Source organism: Streptomyces massasporeus (assembly GCF_014648995.1).
GTDB classification, from domain to species: Bacteria; Actinomycetota; Actinomycetes; order Streptomycetales; family Streptomycetaceae; genus Streptomyces; species Streptomyces massasporeus.
Genome location: NZ_BMSE01000015.1, coordinates 139,758 through 155,694 on the forward strand (window position 1 = coordinate 139,758; position 15,937 = coordinate 155,694).

The window sequence follows — 15,937 nt, forward strand, 5'->3', positions numbered from 1 at the left end:
GGCTCGCACGGGACGACGGCGGGGGCAGTGGCCGTGGTCCGCGACAGGTGCCGCGCGAAGACGACAAGCCGCAGGACGGCGAATCGTGCGACACCGGCGAGCGCGGACGCGGACAGGTAGACGACCTGCTCGACCACCGCACCGGGTGTCGCCACCAGGTGATGCAGGACGCACATCGCCCCGCAGGTCACCGCATACGCGGCCACCGCCGACCCGGCCGACTGGGCATGCTGACGCAAGGTCGCGTGCCGGCCTGCGCCGAAGGTGAACCGGGCGTGCAACTCCGTGGCGAGGAGCGTGGACACCGTGGTGATCAGGGCGTTGGCCACCATCCAGGGCACCCATGCGGCGAGGGCCACTACGGCGAAGCTGGAGGCGACGCCCACCCCACCGCCGCAGAGTACAAAGCGGACGAAGGCGGTGAGCGTGCCCCGTGCCGCCTCTTGCTGTCTCTGCACTGTCTCCACGTTGCCCCCCTGACTGTTTCTGTAGATGGAAACGCTACGTTGCGTTCGCGATAGGGGCAACGGAATTGTTGCGTGAGAACCTCATTTATGCACGTCGGCGCCTCGAAATCATTGCAATGCATGCGGGATAATGCAATGACGATGTCACTCGTCGTTGCAATTGATGGAAGTGAAGGCTATGCGTGCCGCCATCGATCCGGCAGCGGGCCGTGGCAGCTTCCGGGCGGGCCGAGGAGCCCGCCTTCCGCAGGAGGGATCTAACGCGGGCCGGGGCCCACCGTGCTCGCCGTGGGCGCCGCTTCAGCCGGTGCTGCCGTAGGGTGCGGCACTACGGAGGGCGGCAGGGGTGGCGCACACCCTCGCAGCATCGAGTCGACGCCCCAGACGGGGACGTGTGCTCGCCAGGTCGCCGATGCCTGGGGCGGCTCGAGGGCGGCGGAGGAGTGGCACGAGGGCTTCTACCCCCTGGGGAAGTCGTCCAGTTGCCGGAGGGGGCCTGCGGGGTGAAGCCGACCAGCGCGCATGGGACATCGGGAACTTCGACCTGAACGGGAAACTCCCCCGCACCGAGCCCGGCAGCGGCAGGGTGACCTGGGAAAGCGGAAGTTCGCTGGCGGCGCCACTTCTTCAGGCCGATCAGGCTTACAGGACACTCGGCCATGCCCGGGGGCCCCGGTGACCGGCCACCGTCCCGGCCTGGCTGTTCACCCTCGACGGCTACGACAGCCCCCTCAAACGGGTCGTGGTCAGCCCGTCCGGGCTTCCTGCGTCACCGATCGAACCGCTCGGTCAGGACGTGCCCACCGACGTACTGGCACTACTGGGTGGCCTGACGGAGACAGCGCAGGACGGCCGGTTCCTCACTGTGGTGGCCACCCATGGTTCCTGCGACGACGGCCCGACCGTGAAGGCGCTCGAGACGAGCGGCAGCGTGGTGTCGTCCGCATCCACGGCCAACACCGAGGATGGACCGTGCACCAGTGAACTGCGCGGCGAGAAGGTGCCGGTGAAGCTGGACCGGCCCCTCGGCGAGGGCATCGTCCTGGACGCGTTCACGGGCCGCCCGGTGCCCTATGGCGAGTGGCCCGTGACGGCGCAGAGCCGGAGCTGAGTCACGTGAACACCCCGACGAGGAGGCAGATCGGGCCCAAGCTGATCCCAGGCGGGCTGACACCGCCGCAGCCACGCCGGATCACAGCATCTGCCGGCCGGCCACGGCCCCGCCGGGGTCGTCGGCGAGCATGACGTCGGCGGTGATGCGTTTGCCGACCGGCTCACGGTGGATGGCGAAGCCGACGCAGATGGCAGCCACGATCTCCAGGCCGTGCTGGCCGATCCGGCTGGGGTCGGGAGCGAGGATCGTAGGCAGGGTGGTGCTGCTGTCCCACACGCTGATCCGCGCGGCCCCGTCGGCGATCTCGAGAGTGAGCAGGCAGGGGCCGGGGGCGTACTTGCGGGCGTTGGTGACCAGTTCGCTGACCACGAGCTGCACCATGCCGATGGCCCGGCTGGAGACCGGCAGGCCGTGTACGGCCTGCACACGGGTGAGGAAGGTGTGGGCCATGTCCCGGGCCTCAGCGATGCCCGTGTCGTCCTCGAACGCCGCGGACACGGATATGGCACTGGTGGCCAGCGGATGCCGCTCGTCACCTGCCTCTTCATGGTCCATGCAGTTCGCCGTGTCCTTCAGTCCTTTGTCCAGCACGTGCCGCGCATACCCACAAACTCGCGTGCAATGCCCGTGACCGCCCGTGTGCCACATCACTGCCCGCGCGTCCGTCATGGTTGGCGCGCGGCGAGGATCGCGACGTCGTCCTCGTAGGCTCCGTGCGCCATGCCGGACAGAAGTGTGTCGAGGAGGTCGTCCAGGGCTCCGTCGGCCGGCAGGCTCAGGGCCGCGAGCTCCCGCAGTGAGACGTCGATCTCCGTACCGCGTCGTTCCACCAGGCCGTCGGTGTAGAGCAGCAGCGTGGCACCGCGTTCCATCGGTACGGTGGTCGACTCGTAGCCGCCGAGCCCCGTGCCGATGGGCGGGCCGGCGGGGAGCCAGAGCACCTCGGTGCCGGCTCCCGGCCGTGTGAGGACGGGGGCGGGTGTCCGCGCTGGCCAGCGTGCAGGAGCCGGCCTGCGGGTCCATGACGGCGAGGAGACAGGTGGCGAGCCGGTCGAGGCCGAGGTGCGCCGCTCTGCGGTCGAACTCGTCGAGGATGCCTCCTGCAAGGACGGCGACGTGTTCGTCACGCGAACGAGGAGCGGCTACGAGGACCCCGGCAACGCCGACGAGATCGCCGTGGTGAAGCCGGGCCGGCGCCTCTACATCGACCCGTCCTATGGCGACGCCCCCGAACGCGGCATCGAGGCACCCTGGACCGTTCCGGCGAACGTGCGGGTGGTGGACGCGCGCAAGGACCCGCTGGTGGAGTCCAACCGTCTGCTGGTCACCCCCGCCGCCCTGCCCGCCGGGGCCGCGCCCGCGCTGGCCTCGGACGGGGTCTATCTGCGGATGGACCCGACGGTGCCGAACGCACGGGAGTACGCACGCAACGTCGTCGCCCGGATCGACCCCCTGGCACACGCCTACAACTGGTCGGCGACCCAGGAGGACGAGAAGTACGCCTCCATCCGCACCGGCCTGTTCGTCGGTTCCGGGGCTCCTCCAGCGAGGAGGAGCCCATCCCTGCACGCAGGCAAGCCCGGACGGCATCGCGGGATGCCGACCGTCCGTTCCTGCGGGAGCTTCGGTGGCTTCACCATCAGGCTCCTTGGAATCGAGCGTCCAGGGATCCGGGAAGTGCGCTACCGGCGGACCGCCGAGATCAGTCCGCCGGGGTCGCTCATCGCGCTGCGGCGGGGAGCCGATCGGGCGGCCGTAGGCCGCAGCGCGCTCACGCAGGGTGTGGCTGTCGGCCTCCCAGCCGTGCCCGGCCGGCCAACCGACCGGGTCGTCGGGCATCTCCGAGCCCCACAGGGACGCCGCCGATCCCGGCGCTGCGTCCGCGCCGAAGCGCTCGATCACGCCACGCGAGCCCAACGTCAGCCCCATCCGACTGCGCGCTGATCCGGGCCGGCAGCAGCTCCACCGCGTCCTCGGGCAGACAGATCAGCAGTCCTTCGGCGATCCACGCGGTCGGCAAGGTCGGCCCGTGCCCCGCGGCGGCCAGCGCGCCAGGCCAGTCCTCCTGCAGATCCATCGCGACGGTGATCCGCTCGCAGCGCGCCACGGCTCGCTCCTGGCGCAGCACCGAAGCCTTGAAGTCCAGCGGGGCGGCGGTGTCGACCTCGAACAGCCGGGTGCCCTCGGGCCAGTCCATTCGGAAGGCCCGGCTGTTCATACCGGCACCGAGCAGCACGACCTGCCGGACCCCGGACGCGTCGGCCCGCCGCAACAGGTCGTCGAGGCACTTCGTCCTGATGACGATGGAGAACGACACGGCCCGCCGACGGCGTCGCGCGGCCTCGTCGTCGGGCAGCGGCGGCGAGGAGGGCCACAGGCCGCCGGCAGCGGCGAAGGCCTGTGCCGGCGGGTCGCGGAACAGCGCGTTCTCCCGCTCGGTCTCCAGAGCCCGAACTCTGGCCACACCCACCGCCGTTGCCCACACTCCCGACAGCCGCACCCGCTCCTGCTCATCAGCCACCGCGCCGGCCTCGAGGAGCGATTCCTGGGGGCCTGGTGAGCGGAGCCGGCTCTCAGGGACAGAGCCACGCGGGTCAGAGGTCGGGGTGGAGGGCCTGCTCGGTGGTGGGGTGGCAGGTGATGAGGGTGTCGACGCCGACCAGTTGCAGGACGCGAAGGACGGACGGTTGGGCGCCGGCGATCCGAACCCATCCGTCCGCGCTGCTGACCTGTTGGTGGGTGGCGACGAAGACGTTGATGCCGCTGGAGTCCATGAAGGTGACACCGGCGAGGTCGGCGACTATCCGCGGCGGCACGACCCCGCCCTCGGTGCGGAGGGCCTCGCTGAGCACGTCCTGGACGTCGTGGTCGATCTCACCCCGCAGCGTCACGACGCGGATGCCCTCGACCTCGCGATGCTCGGCATGGAGGTGCCCGCGCCGGTCCGTTCTTTCCGTGTGGGCCACTGTTTCCTCGACTGCGATCTAGGAGCCCCCAGGACGGGACGCGTTCCGGTGATCCTGCCCCATGGCTCCGGCCGCATGCACCCGCGTAACCGTCGTGACCTCGGAGGGCGGGCATGCACGGCGGGACGCGGGGTACCGGCTGACGAACGGGGAAGGCGGGGTCAGTGGAATCCGAGACCGACGGTGACGGGCGTACAACGCTGGAACAGCATCTGATACGTGTGGGTTTCGCCCTGGGCGGTGACGACGGTTGCATCGCGGACGCCCGCCAACGCGCCATCGCCTTCCTGAATCAGGCCGGCGAAGACTATGGCCTGACGGTGCCCGCACGCGCGAAGCACCTCGCCCAGCTGGTGGTCAGCGAACTGGTCACCAACGCCTACAAGTACGCTCCCGGGCCCGTTCTGGTGGAACTGGGCCTGACCGCGCGGGCAGTGGAAGTCGTCGTGTGGGACAGCGATCCCACGGTTCCCGCAGCCCGAACGGCTGATCCCGGCCGGATCGGCGGCCACGGCCTGGAGATCGTCAAGGCGGTGACCGACGCCCTGTCCGTCCATCAGGAGACGGTCGGCAAGCGCATCGCAGCCCGCATCGTCCTGCCCGGCGCGTCCAAGGAACCGCCAGGGTGACTGCCCGGGCGGAGGCGGGGCATACGGGCTTCACCCCCTATGAGAGGAGCTCGTTTCATGCTCGGCATAGTCGCGGCGGTGCTGTTCTTCTTTGCGTTTCTGATCAACGCAGCAGAGATCAGTACCAACGATGTGTTCTCTTCGACGAACGTCATGTTGCTGGGACTGTTGTGCCTCGCTCTGCAGGTGGCCGGAGTCGGTGGTGGCTGGGCCCGCAGACGATGACCGCACGCTCTGCAGATCCGGTGGCATCCCTTCAGCGGATCTGCAGAGCGCACCGGGTGTCCACTGCCGACCCGCCGCTGCGTAGCCGTACTCCCTACGCGCTGCGGCATAGTGATCGACATGATCGGACGCCTGTTCTCTCTCGTCATCGACTGTCCCGACCCGTCCGAGCTCGCCGGCTTCTACGAGGTCCTGCTGTCGCTTCCGCGCGTCGTGGACACAACCGACTATGTAGTGCTCCAGAACGCGACCGGCACCGAGAGCGTCACCTTCCAGCGCGTCGACGATTTCCGGGCGCCGCGGTGGCGCGATCCCGATCGTCCGGCCCAGATGCATGTGGACGTGATGGTCGACGACTTGGACCTGGCCGAACCGAAAGTACTCGCCCTGGGTGCCACGCTGCTCGAAGGGTCGGACAAGCCGATCGGCTATCGCGTGTACGCGGACCCGGTGGGGCACCCCTTCTGTCTCCTCACGCGTGAAAGCGTGATGCTCGGCGAATAGCAGGATCCGTCGGCGACGGCGACGGCGACGGCGGGAATCCCGCCACGGGTGGAGCCGAGTGGGCAAAATCGTTCGCGTGGAAGCACACCAGTCACCGGAGACAAGCCCCGACGGGCATTTCGTCGTCATCGGTGGAAGGAGATGGCGGGCGACCGATCCGTCCATCCCCGAGGAGATCGCCGCTCGTCTTCGACGTCACCTCATGTCGGCTCGTCGGGCGGTGCGCTCAGCGACGACAGCGGGCGATGCGACGGCCGAGAAGGCAGCGCGCGCACGCGTGCACCAGGCGAAGGTCGCACTGGGCGAACGGGGCACCCCCTGGTGGGACCAGCCGGAGGACGAGCGCCGACGACGCTGGGAACAGGGGCTTGCTCGCCTGGATTCCGAGACTTAGAGCCGAGGCCCCAGGACGACAAGCGGCAGCGGTGTCGGGGACCGACGTGCACAACCGGCGCCCACAGCACAGGAGCGGCCGAGGTCTCGAGTCGGCGGTCGCCGGGTGACGCCGAGGCCTCGCGCGAGCGGTTCATGGGCCCGTCCGGGCAACCCGCGTCATCTGCCCTGGCACCCCGCGTCGTCGATGACGTAGTGACCGGGCGCCGTCTGCTTGAGCGTGTGGCTGGTGAAGGTGTTCCACAGTCCCATGGCCTGACTCGAACCCTTGGCGTAGGCGTGGCCGCCGCTCTGATAGGCGCGCCCGGCGGCCGTGTGCTCATAGTTGCCGGCCGTGTGGCAGGTGGGCGTGAAGCCGGTGGTCGTGGCCGTCACGGCGGGGGAGGCGGTGCCCGCCGCACCGGCGGTGTCCACGGCGGCCGCCGTGTAGCTGTATGTCGTGCCGGTGGCCAGGCCGGTGTCCGTGTAGGAAGCCGACGTCGTACGGCCCACCTGTGTGCCGCCGCGATGGACGGCGTACGAGGCCGCGCCCGCGACCGCCTGCCAGCTCAAGGAGACCGTGGTGTCGGTGGTACCCGTGACCGTCAGCCCGGTGGGCGCGGGCAGGGAGCCGGTGTCCTTGTCGCCGTCGAGCCCCCAGAAACGGGCGGTGTGGTAGCTGGAGCAGATGGTGTCGAGGTAGTAGGTGCCGGCGCTGCCGCACTGTTCGGCGCCGCTGCCCGGGTCGACAGCCAGCCCGTGCCCCATGCCGGAGACGGTGTAGACCTCGACGGCGGAGCGGCCGGAGGCGTCGTCGTAGACACTCCGCGTGGTGCCCCCGCCGAGGCTCTCCGTGCGGGACGGCGTCTGGCCGATGCCCCACACGTTCGTCCACTGGTCGCGCAGCTCCGTGGCGTTGGCGGGCCTCACGGTGGTGTCGGCGGTGCCCTGCCAGATCGCCACGCGCGGCCAGGAGTTCGTGCCGGCCGGAGCGGTGGAACGCACCAAGTCCCCCCACTGTGCGGGGCTCTTGTCCGGCGGGCTGTACATGCAGGTGTACGCCGTGGACACACTGCTCGCGCAGCGGGCGGGCAGTCCGGAGCCGATGGCCCCGCCCGCGAAGACGTCGGGGTAGGCGGCCAGCATGTTCGCCGTCATGGCGCCGCCCGCGGACAGGCCGGTGATGTAGACGCGCCGGGTGTCGCCACCGTGGAGCGCGACGGCCTTGTCCACCATTTGCTTGATCGACAGTGCCTCGCCCTGACCGCGTCCGCTGTCGCCCGGCTCGAACCAGTTGAAACAGGAGTTGGCGTTGTTGGCGCTGCTCGTCTGGGGCAGGACCAGCGCGAAACCGTACGCGTCGGCGAACTTGGGCCAGCCGGAGTGCGCGAAGTAGTCGTTCGCACTCTGCGTGCAGCCGTGCAGGGCGACGACCAGAGGGGCGCCGGCGGGCAGTGCGTCCGGTGCGTAGGTGTACATCGACAGGTTGCCGGGGTTGGTGCCGAACCCGGTGACCTGGGTGAGGCCCGCGGCGGATGCCTGGGGTGCGGCGGCGAGCAGCCCGCCGGTCAGGGCCAGAGCCCCGGCGGCGGTCGCCCAGCGGCGCATGCCTCGAAAGAGGGTCCGGGAGAAGCGGAACGCAGGGTGCGACTGTCCCATGACGACTGCCTCCTGATGTGGGGGGAACCTCGCCGGTACCGGGGGAGCGGCGACCAGCGTGTGGCGTGCATCATCGGCGTGCGCGGGCCGGGGGCGGCATGGGTGGGGCAGCCACGAGTGGCGGGAACCTGTGTGAGGGCAGAACATGTCCCGGCTCGTACAGGACCGTGTATGGCAGGAGCCCACACGGCATGGCAGCAGGAGCCCCCAAGGGCAGAGCCCACAAGGCAAGGCAGGAGCTACCGGCCCGCCCCATCCGCAAAGGCAGGACCGATCCGCTCAGCACCCGGTGGTGCCGACAGCTACCCCGCCGGCCCGGATGGTGTTCGCCGGCCCCATAGGTGGCGGCGACACCGCGCCCTAGCCTCCCGCGCATCCCTGTTCACGACGGTGGAGGCTCACGCATGCGCTTCTCATTCCGCTCCCCGACCCGCGCCCGGCGACGCGGCGGTCCGGCGGGCCTGGCCCTGGCCGCCCTCACCTGCGCGCTCGCACCCGCGCCCGCCGCGGCGGCACCGGCCGGCCCGGACGCCATCCGCTGCGCGCACCTCACCCAGGTCCGGGTACCAGGTGCAGAGCGTCAACGGTCAGCCTGTCTCGGGGAGTTGACCACAGCCGGCACGGTCGTCTCGGGTCACACCGACCCGGCCGACTGGGCGGGCCTGACGCCCAAGGACCTGGCCGTACCCAGCGGGGTCCCCGGCCTTCAGATCGACGGCTACTTCCCGGACACGTCCACCACCAACACCAACAACGGGTGGAACCACGACGCCCAGTTCGTCATCCGCCTTCCCGACCGGTGGAACGGCGGTCTGGTGGTCGCGGGCACCCCCGGCAACCGGGAGCAGTACGCCAACGACCGGGCCATCGCCGACTGGGTGCTGTCCCGCGGCTACGCCTACGCCGCCACCGACAAGGGCAACACCGGCCTGGCCTTCCACCGGGACGGCAAGGAGCCGGGCGACGCCATCGGCGAATGGAACGACCGGCTCACCCAGCTGACCCGAGCCGCCCGCGCCACGGTCGCCCGGCACTATCATCGCCCGCCGTCGCGCACCCTGGTGACCGGCATGTCCAACGGCGGATACCTCGTGCGCTGGCAGCTGGAGAACCATCCCGGCCTCTACGACGGGGGAGTCGACTGGGAGGGCACCCTGTGGCGCTCCGGCGGCCCCACCCTGCTGAACTTCCTGCCCCGGGCGCTGCGCCACTACCCCGTGCTCGCCGCCGGTGGCGGGGAAGCCGACGCTGCACGCAGAGCTCTGCACACCGCGGGCTTCCCGACGGGGTCCGAATTCCTCTGGCCCTACCACCACAAGGTCTACTGGGACCTGACCCAACGCATCTACCGCGAGGAACTGGACCCCGGTTTCGACGGCCCGACCGAGGCCGGCACGCCCTTCTGCGCGCCGGGCACCCCGGCCTGTGACGCCGACTACGACTACGCCGCCCGGCCCCGCGCGGTCCACAAGGCCATCGAGAAGATCGCTCTGACCGGCCGGATCGGCAAACCGCTGATCACCCTGCACGGCACCCTGGACGTCTTGCTGCCGATCACCCGGGACTCCGACGTCTACGCCCGCATGGTGCGCCAGGCCGGCCGCGGCCCACTGCACCGCTACTACCGCATCGAGGGCGGCACCCACACGGACGCCCTCGTCGACACCCACCCGGAGCGCCTGCGCCCGCTCACGCCATGTCACCGCACGGCCTTCACGGCCCTGGAGAACTGGCTCACGCCCGGACACCGCCCGCCCGCCTCCCACACCGTCCCGATGCCCGAACAGGCAACCCCCGAGACACTCCTGAACACCTGTCCCCTCAAGGCCCGCGGCGACACGGCTCCTCCGTCCGTGCCCTGAACGGCCCTGCGCGACCGGGGGCCGGGGGCCGGGGGAGGACGGCGGGTGCGTCCTTCCCCGGCCGAACCGGCTCGTCGTCAGGACGGTGAGAGCTCCTCGCGGACCGTACGGGCGGCGTGAACCAGGTTCTCCAGCGAGGAGCGGGTCTCCGGCCAGCCGCGGGTCTTCAGACCGCAGTCGGGGTTGACCCAGAGGCGCTCGGCGGGGATCGCCTTGAGACCGGTGCGGAGCAGTTGGGCGGCCTCCTCGGGGCTCGGGACACGGGGGGAGTGGATGTCGTACACCCCGGGCCCGGCTTCTCGCGGGTAGCCATGGGCGGCGAGTTCGCGGGCGACCTGCATGTGCGAGCGGGCCGCCTCCAGGCTGATGACGTCGGCGTCGAGGTCGTCGATGGCCTGGACGATGTCACCGAACTCGGCGTAGCACATGTGGGTGTGGATCTGGGTGTCCGGCCGCACGCCGCCGGTGGTGAGCCGGAACGCCTCGGTGGCCCACGCCAGGTAGGCGGGGTGGTCGGTGGCGCGCAGCGGCAGCGTCTCGCGCAGGGCCGGCTCGTCGACCTGGATGACGGAGGTCCCGGCCGCCTCCAGGTCGCCCACCTCGTCGCGCAGGGCGAGGGCGACCTGGCGAGCGGTGTCGCCGAGGGGTTGATCGTCGCGGACGAAGGACCAGGCGAGCATGGTGACCGGCCCGGTGAGCATGCCCTTGACTGGCTTCTCCGTGAGCGACTGGGCGTACGCCGTCCAGCGCACCGTCATCGGCTGCGGGCGGGAGATGTCGCCGGCCAGGATCGGCGGACGGACGTGGCGGGTGCCGTAGGACTGGACCCAGCCGTGCTGGGTGGCCAGGTAGCCCGTGAGCTGCTCGGCGAAGTACTGGACCATGTCGTTGCGTTCGGCCTCGCCGTGCACGAGGACGTCCAGGCCGGCCTTTTCCTGGAAGGAGATCACCTCGCCGATCTCGGCTTTGATGCGCTCCTCGTAGCCGGCCGCGTCGATGCGGCCCGCACGCAGATCGGCGCGCGCGGTGCGCAGCTCGCCGGTCTGTGGGAAGGAGCCGATGGTCGTGGTCGGCAGTAGGGGCAGACGGAGGTGGGCCCGCTGGGCGGCGGCCCGTTCGGCGTAGGACGGTGAGCGGCGGGCGTCCGCCGCGGTGACGGTGGCGGTGCGAGCGCGGACTTCGGGGTCGCGGGTGATCGGCGAGCTCGCGCGGGAGGCCAGGTCGGCTCGGTTGGCGGCGAGTTGGCCGCTGATCGTGTCGGTGCCCTGGGCCAGGCCCTTGGCGAGGGTGACGATCTCGCTCGTCTTCTGTTTCGCGAAGGAGAGCCAGCGCAGGATCTGCGGATCGATGTCCCGCTCCCGGGCTGCGTCCAGCGGTACGTGGAGCAGGGAGCAGGAGGCGGCCACGTCGACGCGGTCGGCCAGCCCCAGCAGGGTGCCGAGGGTGGACAGCGACTTCTCCATCTCATTGACCCAGATGTTGCGCCCGTTGACGACCCCGGCGATCAGCCGCTTGCCGGGCAGCCCGCCTACGCCTGCCAGGGCGTCGAGGTTGGCGGCGGCGGACTCGGTGAAGTCCAGCGCGAGCCCGTCGACGGGAGCCTTGGCCAGCATCGGAAGCGCGTCGCCGAGCCGGTCGAAGTACGAGGCGACCAGCAGCTTCGGACGGTCGATCAGGGCGCCGAGGTCGCGGTAGGCGCGCGCCGCGGCGTTCAGTTCGGCGGGAGTGCGGTCCTGGACGAGCGCGGGCTCGTCGAGCTGCACCCATGCGGCGCCGGCCGCGCGCAGGTCGGCGAGGACCTCGGCGTACACCGGGAGGAGCCGGTCGAGGAGGGTGAGCGGCTCGAAGTCCGCGGGCACGCCGGGGGCGGGCTTGGCGAGCAGGAGGTAGGTGACGGGCCCGACCAGCACGGGACGGGCGGTGAGCCCGAGGGCGAGGGCCTCCTTCAGTTCGGTGACCGGCTTGGCGGAGTTCGCGGTGAACACGGTGTTCGGCCCCAACTCCGGTACGAGGTAGTGATAGTTGGTGTCGAACCACTTGGTCATCTCCAGCGGCGCCGCGTCCTGGGTGCCGCGGGCCATGGCGAAGTAGCCGTCCAGGGCGTCCGCGTCGGAGGCGGCACGGTGCCGGAGGGGGACGGCGCCGACCATGACGGTGGTGTCCAGGACGTGGTCGTAGTACGAGAAGTCACCGGTGGGCACTTCGTGGATGCCGGCTGCGGCCAGCTCCTGCCAGGTGGTGCGGCGGAGTCCGGCGGCGACCGCCTCCAGGGCGTCCGCGGTGACGCGGCCCTTCCAGTAGCCCTCGACGGCCTTCTTCAACTCCCGCTCCGGGCCCTGGCGGGGGTAGCCGTACACGGTGGCCCGTGCTGCCGCGGCTGCGGTCTTGGTGGTGGTCACGGAGATCTCCTTCGCGAGATGAATCCCTGAGATCCCGGAGACGGGACGAGAGCGCGAAGGGGTGACGGACCGGACGGAGTCGACCGCGCGCAACTGAGCGCGGCTGTCCGCCTGGTATGTACGCCGACCCGCCCACGAGGTCACCGGGATGTCCGCGCACGAGCCGGTCGTGCACGGGCAACGGGCAGGTCTTCGGACTCGCGGGCACATCCTCCGGACGGAGGACTCCTATTGGCCGTCGCTTCCCAGGCCCGGTTCGTCGGACCCAGTGCGTATGACGGCGGTCGTTCCCGCTCACCGCTGCGGGGCAGTCCCGGATTCCCACCGGGTTCCCTCTTACGACGCATCCCGCCTGGCGGACGGGGCGAACCAGCTGCACCGGTCAGCCTACGGGCCGGCCGGAGAACACGACTGCTCGCGCTGACCATTCGGATGGTGAGGTGGGTCACGCGACCGGGGTAGCTAATCGGTCTGGTTCTTGCTGCGGGGGGCGGTCGGCAGCAATTTTCGTGTTCTACGAAATGCCGGCCCGAAATCGCTTGCTGCGGAACTGGCGCTGTCTACCCAGATTGTTCAAAGCCACCGCCCCTCCGGGCGCATGGTCACACATCCTCGACACAACGTCCGTATGAGCGTCAGGCATGTGATGAATGAACGCGTAGGTGAGGGTGGCCGATTCGCGCGCTGCTGACCTGCCGATACGGCGCGGGTTGGCGTGAAGCCCTTGATCTGAGCACATCAATGAGTCAGGTTCGAGGCGGGCCGGACGCAGTTCCGGTCCGAACCCCCACACCCCCCACGAAAAGTGACGAGGAGAACCCTCACATGTCAGCTCGCGCATTCACACGCAGAATGCAGGTCCTCACCGCCACGGCCGTCGTCGCAACCCTGACGACCTTCGGGACGGCGCACGCGCAAATCGCTCCCGAATCCGTTCCCGCCGAAGGCACCGTGTACGGCCTCGGCGCCAAGGGAGCCGTACCTGGCAGCTTCATCGTCACGCTGGACGACAAGGTGAACAAGGCCGCGCTCGCCAAGGAGTACGGCGGCAAGCTCAAGCGCACGTACACCGCCGCCCTCGACGGCTTCTCCGCCGGCGGCCTCTCGCAGGCCGAGGCCAAGCGTCTCGCCGCCGACCCGTCCGTCGCCAAGGTCGTGCAGGTCAAGAAGTTCAGCATCACCGCCACTCAGGACAACCCGCCCTCCTGGGGCCTCGACCGCCTGGACCAGGCGGACACCGCCGGCGACAGCAAGTACACCTACCCCGATGGTGCGGGCGAGGGCGTGACCGCGTACGTCATCGACACCGGCGTACGGACCACGCACAAGGACTTCGGGGGACGGGCCGCTTCCGGCTTCGACGCCGTGGACAACGACAACGACGCCACGGACGGCAACGGCCACGGCACCCATGTCGCCGGCACGATCGCGGGCACAGCCCACGGTGTCGCCAAGAAGGCGAAGATCGTCGCCGTCCGGGTGCTCGACGACAACGGCTCCGGAACCACCGAGCAGGTCGTCGCCGGCATCGACTGGGTCACCAAGAACCATCAGGGTCCGTCCGTCGCGAACATGAGCCTGGGCGGCGGCGCCGACGAGGCCCTCGACGAAGCCGTGCGCAAGGCCGTCGCGGCCGGCGTCACCTTCGCCGTCGCCGCGGGCAACGAATCCTCGGACGCCGGGCAGGGCTCCCCGGCCCGCGTGAAGGAAGCCGTCACCGTCGCGTCCTCGACCAAGGACGACAAGCAGTCGGACTTCTCCAACTACGGCGCGGTCGTGGACGTGTACGCCCCCGGCTCCGACATCACCTCCGCCTGGAACGACAGCGACGAAGGCACCAAGACCATATCGGGCACGTCCATGGCCACCCCGCACGTCGTGGGCGCCGCGGCCGTCTACCTGGCGGGCCACAAGGACGCCACGCCGGAACAGGTCGCCAAGGCCCTCACCGACGGCGCCACACCCGACAAGATCTCCAACCCCGCACAGGGCACCGCGAACAAGCTGCTGAAGATCGTCGAGTAGTCGTCCTCGAGTCGTCGTCCTCGACCGGCGCTCGCCGTGCTGTCCAGACGAGGCACGGCGAGCGCCGGCGGCGTGATGCGCTGCGCGGCGATCGGGCCTGTCACGGCGCCTCGTCGCCCCGCCGCCGCTCCTGGCGCAGGACGTCGTCGAGGTCGGCCAGCCGGTCCAGGCCCTGCACCGCGCGCCGCATGCGGGCGTTGCCGGACAGGCGGCTTCGGTGCCGGTGCAGGAAGGCCCAGTACCCGGCGGTGTACGGGCACGCGCGAGGGCCGGTGCGCTCGGTGGGCCGGAAGGCGCAGCCCTCGCACAGATCGCTCATCCGGTGGATGTAGGCGCCGCCCGAGGTGTACGGCTTGGTGGTCATCCGGCCCCCGTCCGCGTACTGGGACATGCCGACCACGTTCGGCAGCATCACCCAGTCGTAGCCGTCGACGAAGCAGCGGTGGAACCAGTCGGTGACGGCGGCCGGGTCCCATCCGCGCTGCAGGGCGTGGCTGCCCAGCACCATCAGACGGGGGATGTGGTGCGTCCACCCGGTGTCACGGACCTGGGCGAGCACTCCGGAGAGGCAGCGGGCGGTGACCGCGTCCGCGTCGAGTTCGGTGAAGTAGGCCGGCAACTCCCGGGTGTGCCCGAGGGCGTTGCCGTGCCGGTATTCGTCACCGAAGTGCCAGTACAACTGCCAGACGTACTCACGCCATCCGGCGACCTGGCGTACGAACCCCTCGGCGCTGTTCACGGGAACGTCGCCCTCCCGCCAGGCCCGTTCCGCACGCTCCACGCACTCGGCGGGGTGCAGCAGTCCCAGATTCATCGAGGACGACAACAGGCTGTGGGCCATCACCGGGTCACCGGCCAACATGGCGTCCTCGTACGGCCCGAAGGAGGGCAGTCGGTGCGCCACGAAACGGCGCAGCGCCGACAGGGCCTCGCGCCGGGTGGCGGGAAAGCGGCGGGGCCCGTCCCTGCCGACGAACCGCACGGCCCCCTCGCGCTCCCACCGATCGAGGTCCTCCCGCACTTCGGCATCGATGTCGTCCTCGCGCGGCCGGTACGGCCCCGGTACGTCCAGCGCGGTGGCACCACGCGGCGGGGGCTCGCGGTTGTCGTGGTCGTGGTTGAACCGGCCACCGGCCGGGCGGCCGCCGTCCATCAGCAGGTCGTGCCGCTCACGCACCCAGTGGTAGAAGCTCTCCTGGAGCAGCCGCTTCCCACCGAGTTTCCCGGCCCACCCGGCGAACTCCTCGTGCCCGACCAGGAATCCGCGGGCGGGCAGCACCCGCACCCCCGGCAGGGAGCGCACCAGCCGCAGCGCCGCGTACGAGGTGGGGTGGCACACGGTCACCGGCGCGTCGCCCACCGCGCTGCGCAGGCCCTCGCGATACGTCTCCGCCCGCACGTACGTCACCCGCTCACCCAGCTCCGCCGCACGGTGCCGCATCGCCGAGAGCACCAGATGGGCCTTGGCCCGGTGAAAGCGTCTGCGCCGGAAGACCGACCGCGCCTCGATCATCACCACGGGCGCCCCGCGGTCCGGGCCCTGCTCACCCTCAGGGGCGAGGAAATGCGGGCCGAGCTGGTCGCCGAAGAGCCAGTGCGGGGTGGCGTGCGCCATGGCAGGGAGCCTTCCGTCAAGGGCGGGACGCGTACGGACGATGGGCACTTCGCCCACCGCGGTGAAACCGGATGCGAAGGCCGCCGTGCGTCGCCCGTAC

The 15,937-nt window shown here is 70.5% G+C and carries 13 protein-coding genes, 2 pseudogenes and 1 riboswitch; of the genes and pseudogenes, 7 read left to right on the plus strand and 8 right to left on the minus strand.

The genetic code is table 11. The features are described from left to right. Positions 1-8: 8 nt before the first annotated feature. Positions 9-467: pseudogene (locus IE153_RS41835) on the minus strand (GtrA family protein); the annotation flags it as partial. Positions 468-1,263: 796 nt separating this feature from the next. Between IE153_RS41835 and IE153_RS28710 the strand changes: the two are divergent. Then, positions 1,264-1,578: a hypothetical protein gene (locus IE153_RS28710; RefSeq protein WP_189592695.1), complete on the plus strand. Its 315-nt coding sequence runs from the start codon at positions 1,264-1,266 to the stop codon at positions 1,576-1,578. An 81-nt stretch (positions 1,579-1,659) separates the two neighbouring features. On the opposite strand, the gene IE153_RS28715 is transcribed toward IE153_RS28710, so the two are convergent. The 4 genes and pseudogenes from IE153_RS28715 to IE153_RS28730 form a co-directional block, all read right to left on the minus strand. After that, on the minus strand, positions 1,660-2,136 hold the full coding sequence (locus IE153_RS28715; RefSeq protein WP_189592768.1) for an ATP-binding protein: 477 nt from the start codon (positions 2,134-2,136) through the stop codon (positions 1,660-1,662). Between the two features lie 110 nt (positions 2,137-2,246). After that, a complete protein-coding gene (locus tag IE153_RS42415) occupies positions 2,247-2,708 on the minus strand; it encodes a SpoIIE family protein phosphatase (RefSeq protein ID WP_189592696.1) in 462 nt (153 codons plus the stop codon). 555 nt (positions 2,709-3,263) lie between these two features. Beyond that, positions 3,264-4,066, minus strand: a pseudogene (locus IE153_RS28725) (SAM-dependent methyltransferase). Between the two features lie 109 nt (positions 4,067-4,175). Beyond that, positions 4,176-4,547, minus strand: a complete 372-nt coding sequence (locus tag IE153_RS28730; protein ID WP_229829223.1) for an STAS domain-containing protein — start codon at positions 4,545-4,547, stop codon at positions 4,176-4,178. A gap of 164 nt (positions 4,548-4,711) precedes the next feature. Here IE153_RS28730 and IE153_RS28735 point away from each other — a divergent pair, with 164 nt between their 5' ends. The 4 genes from IE153_RS28735 to IE153_RS41845 all read left to right on the plus strand — a co-directional run bounded on the left by IE153_RS28735 (position 4,712) and on the right by IE153_RS41845 (position 6,299). Next, entirely contained in the window at positions 4,712-5,176 is a 465-nt protein-coding gene (locus tag IE153_RS28735) for an ATP-binding protein (protein ID WP_189592697.1), read from the plus strand. Between the two features lie 57 nt (positions 5,177-5,233). Next, entirely contained in the window at positions 5,234-5,401 is a 168-nt protein-coding gene (locus IE153_RS28740; protein ID WP_097222720.1) for a hypothetical protein, read from the plus strand. Positions 5,402-5,521: 120 nt separating this feature from the next. Next, complete coding sequence (locus IE153_RS28745) at positions 5,522-5,905, plus strand: VOC family protein (RefSeq protein ID WP_189592698.1); 384 nt, start codon at positions 5,522-5,524, stop codon at positions 5,903-5,905. 76 nt (positions 5,906-5,981) lie between these two features. After that, positions 5,982-6,299, plus strand: coding sequence for a hypothetical protein (locus IE153_RS41845; protein WP_229829224.1), 318 nt, complete (start codon positions 5,982-5,984; stop codon positions 6,297-6,299). 158 nt (positions 6,300-6,457) lie between these two features. On the opposite strand, the gene IE153_RS28750 is transcribed toward IE153_RS41845, so the two are convergent. Further along, the gene (locus IE153_RS28750; RefSeq protein ID WP_189592770.1) at positions 6,458-7,885 is read right to left on the minus strand and encodes an extracellular catalytic domain type 1 short-chain-length polyhydroxyalkanoate depolymerase; all 1,428 of its coding nucleotides are present in this window, start codon (positions 7,883-7,885) and stop codon (positions 6,458-6,460) included. Between the two features lie 455 nt (positions 7,886-8,340). Here IE153_RS28750 and IE153_RS28755 point away from each other — a divergent pair, with 455 nt between their 5' ends. Beyond that, positions 8,341-9,798 (plus strand): 3-hydroxybutyrate oligomer hydrolase family protein, encoded by a 1,458-nt coding sequence (locus tag IE153_RS28755; RefSeq protein WP_189592699.1) that lies wholly within the window; start codon positions 8,341-8,343, stop codon positions 9,796-9,798. Between the two features lie 77 nt (positions 9,799-9,875). Here IE153_RS28755 and metE read toward each other — a convergent pair whose 3' ends face one another. Continuing rightward, entirely contained in the window at positions 9,876-12,197 is a 2,322-nt protein-coding gene (gene metE, locus IE153_RS28760) for a 5-methyltetrahydropteroyltriglutamate--homocysteine S-methyltransferase (RefSeq protein ID WP_189592700.1), read from the minus strand. A 166-nt stretch (positions 12,198-12,363) separates the two neighbouring features. Next, positions 12,364-12,586: riboswitch (cobalamin riboswitch) on the minus strand. A gap of 436 nt (positions 12,587-13,022) precedes the next feature. On the opposite strand from metE, the gene IE153_RS28765 reads away from it, so the two are divergent. Then, positions 13,023-14,222 (plus strand): S8 family peptidase, encoded by a 1,200-nt coding sequence (locus tag IE153_RS28765; protein WP_189592701.1) that lies wholly within the window; start codon positions 13,023-13,025, stop codon positions 14,220-14,222. A 100-nt stretch (positions 14,223-14,322) separates the two neighbouring features. Here the strand turns inward: IE153_RS28765 and IE153_RS28770 are convergent, their stop codons facing one another. Further along, positions 14,323-15,837 (minus strand): cryptochrome/photolyase family protein, encoded by a 1,515-nt coding sequence (locus IE153_RS28770; RefSeq protein ID WP_189592702.1) that lies wholly within the window; start codon positions 15,835-15,837, stop codon positions 14,323-14,325. Between the last annotated feature and the right edge of the window lie 100 nt (positions 15,838-15,937).

Excerpts from the sequence above, each read along its gene's own strand:
- IE153_RS28770 (WP_189592702.1), bottom strand. The coding sequence starts at position 15,837 with ATGGCGCACGCCACCCCGCACTGGCTCTTCGGCGACCAGCTCGGCCCG.
- IE153_RS28765 (WP_189592701.1), top strand. The coding sequence starts at position 13,023 with ATGTCAGCTCGCGCATTCACACGCAGAATGCAGGTCCTCACCGCCACG.
- IE153_RS28715 (WP_189592768.1), bottom strand. The coding sequence starts at position 2,136 with ATGGACCATGAAGAGGCAGGTGACGAGCGGCATCCGCTGGCCACCAGT.
- IE153_RS28750 (WP_189592770.1), bottom strand. The coding sequence starts at position 7,885 with ATGCGCCGCTGGGCGACCGCCGCCGGGGCTCTGGCCCTGACCGGCGGG.
- IE153_RS28740 (WP_097222720.1), top strand. The coding sequence starts at position 5,234 with ATGCTCGGCATAGTCGCGGCGGTGCTGTTCTTCTTTGCGTTTCTGATC.
- IE153_RS28745 (WP_189592698.1), top strand. The coding sequence starts at position 5,522 with ATGATCGGACGCCTGTTCTCTCTCGTCATCGACTGTCCCGACCCGTCC.
- IE153_RS28755 (WP_189592699.1), top strand. The coding sequence starts at position 8,341 with ATGCGCTTCTCATTCCGCTCCCCGACCCGCGCCCGGCGACGCGGCGGT.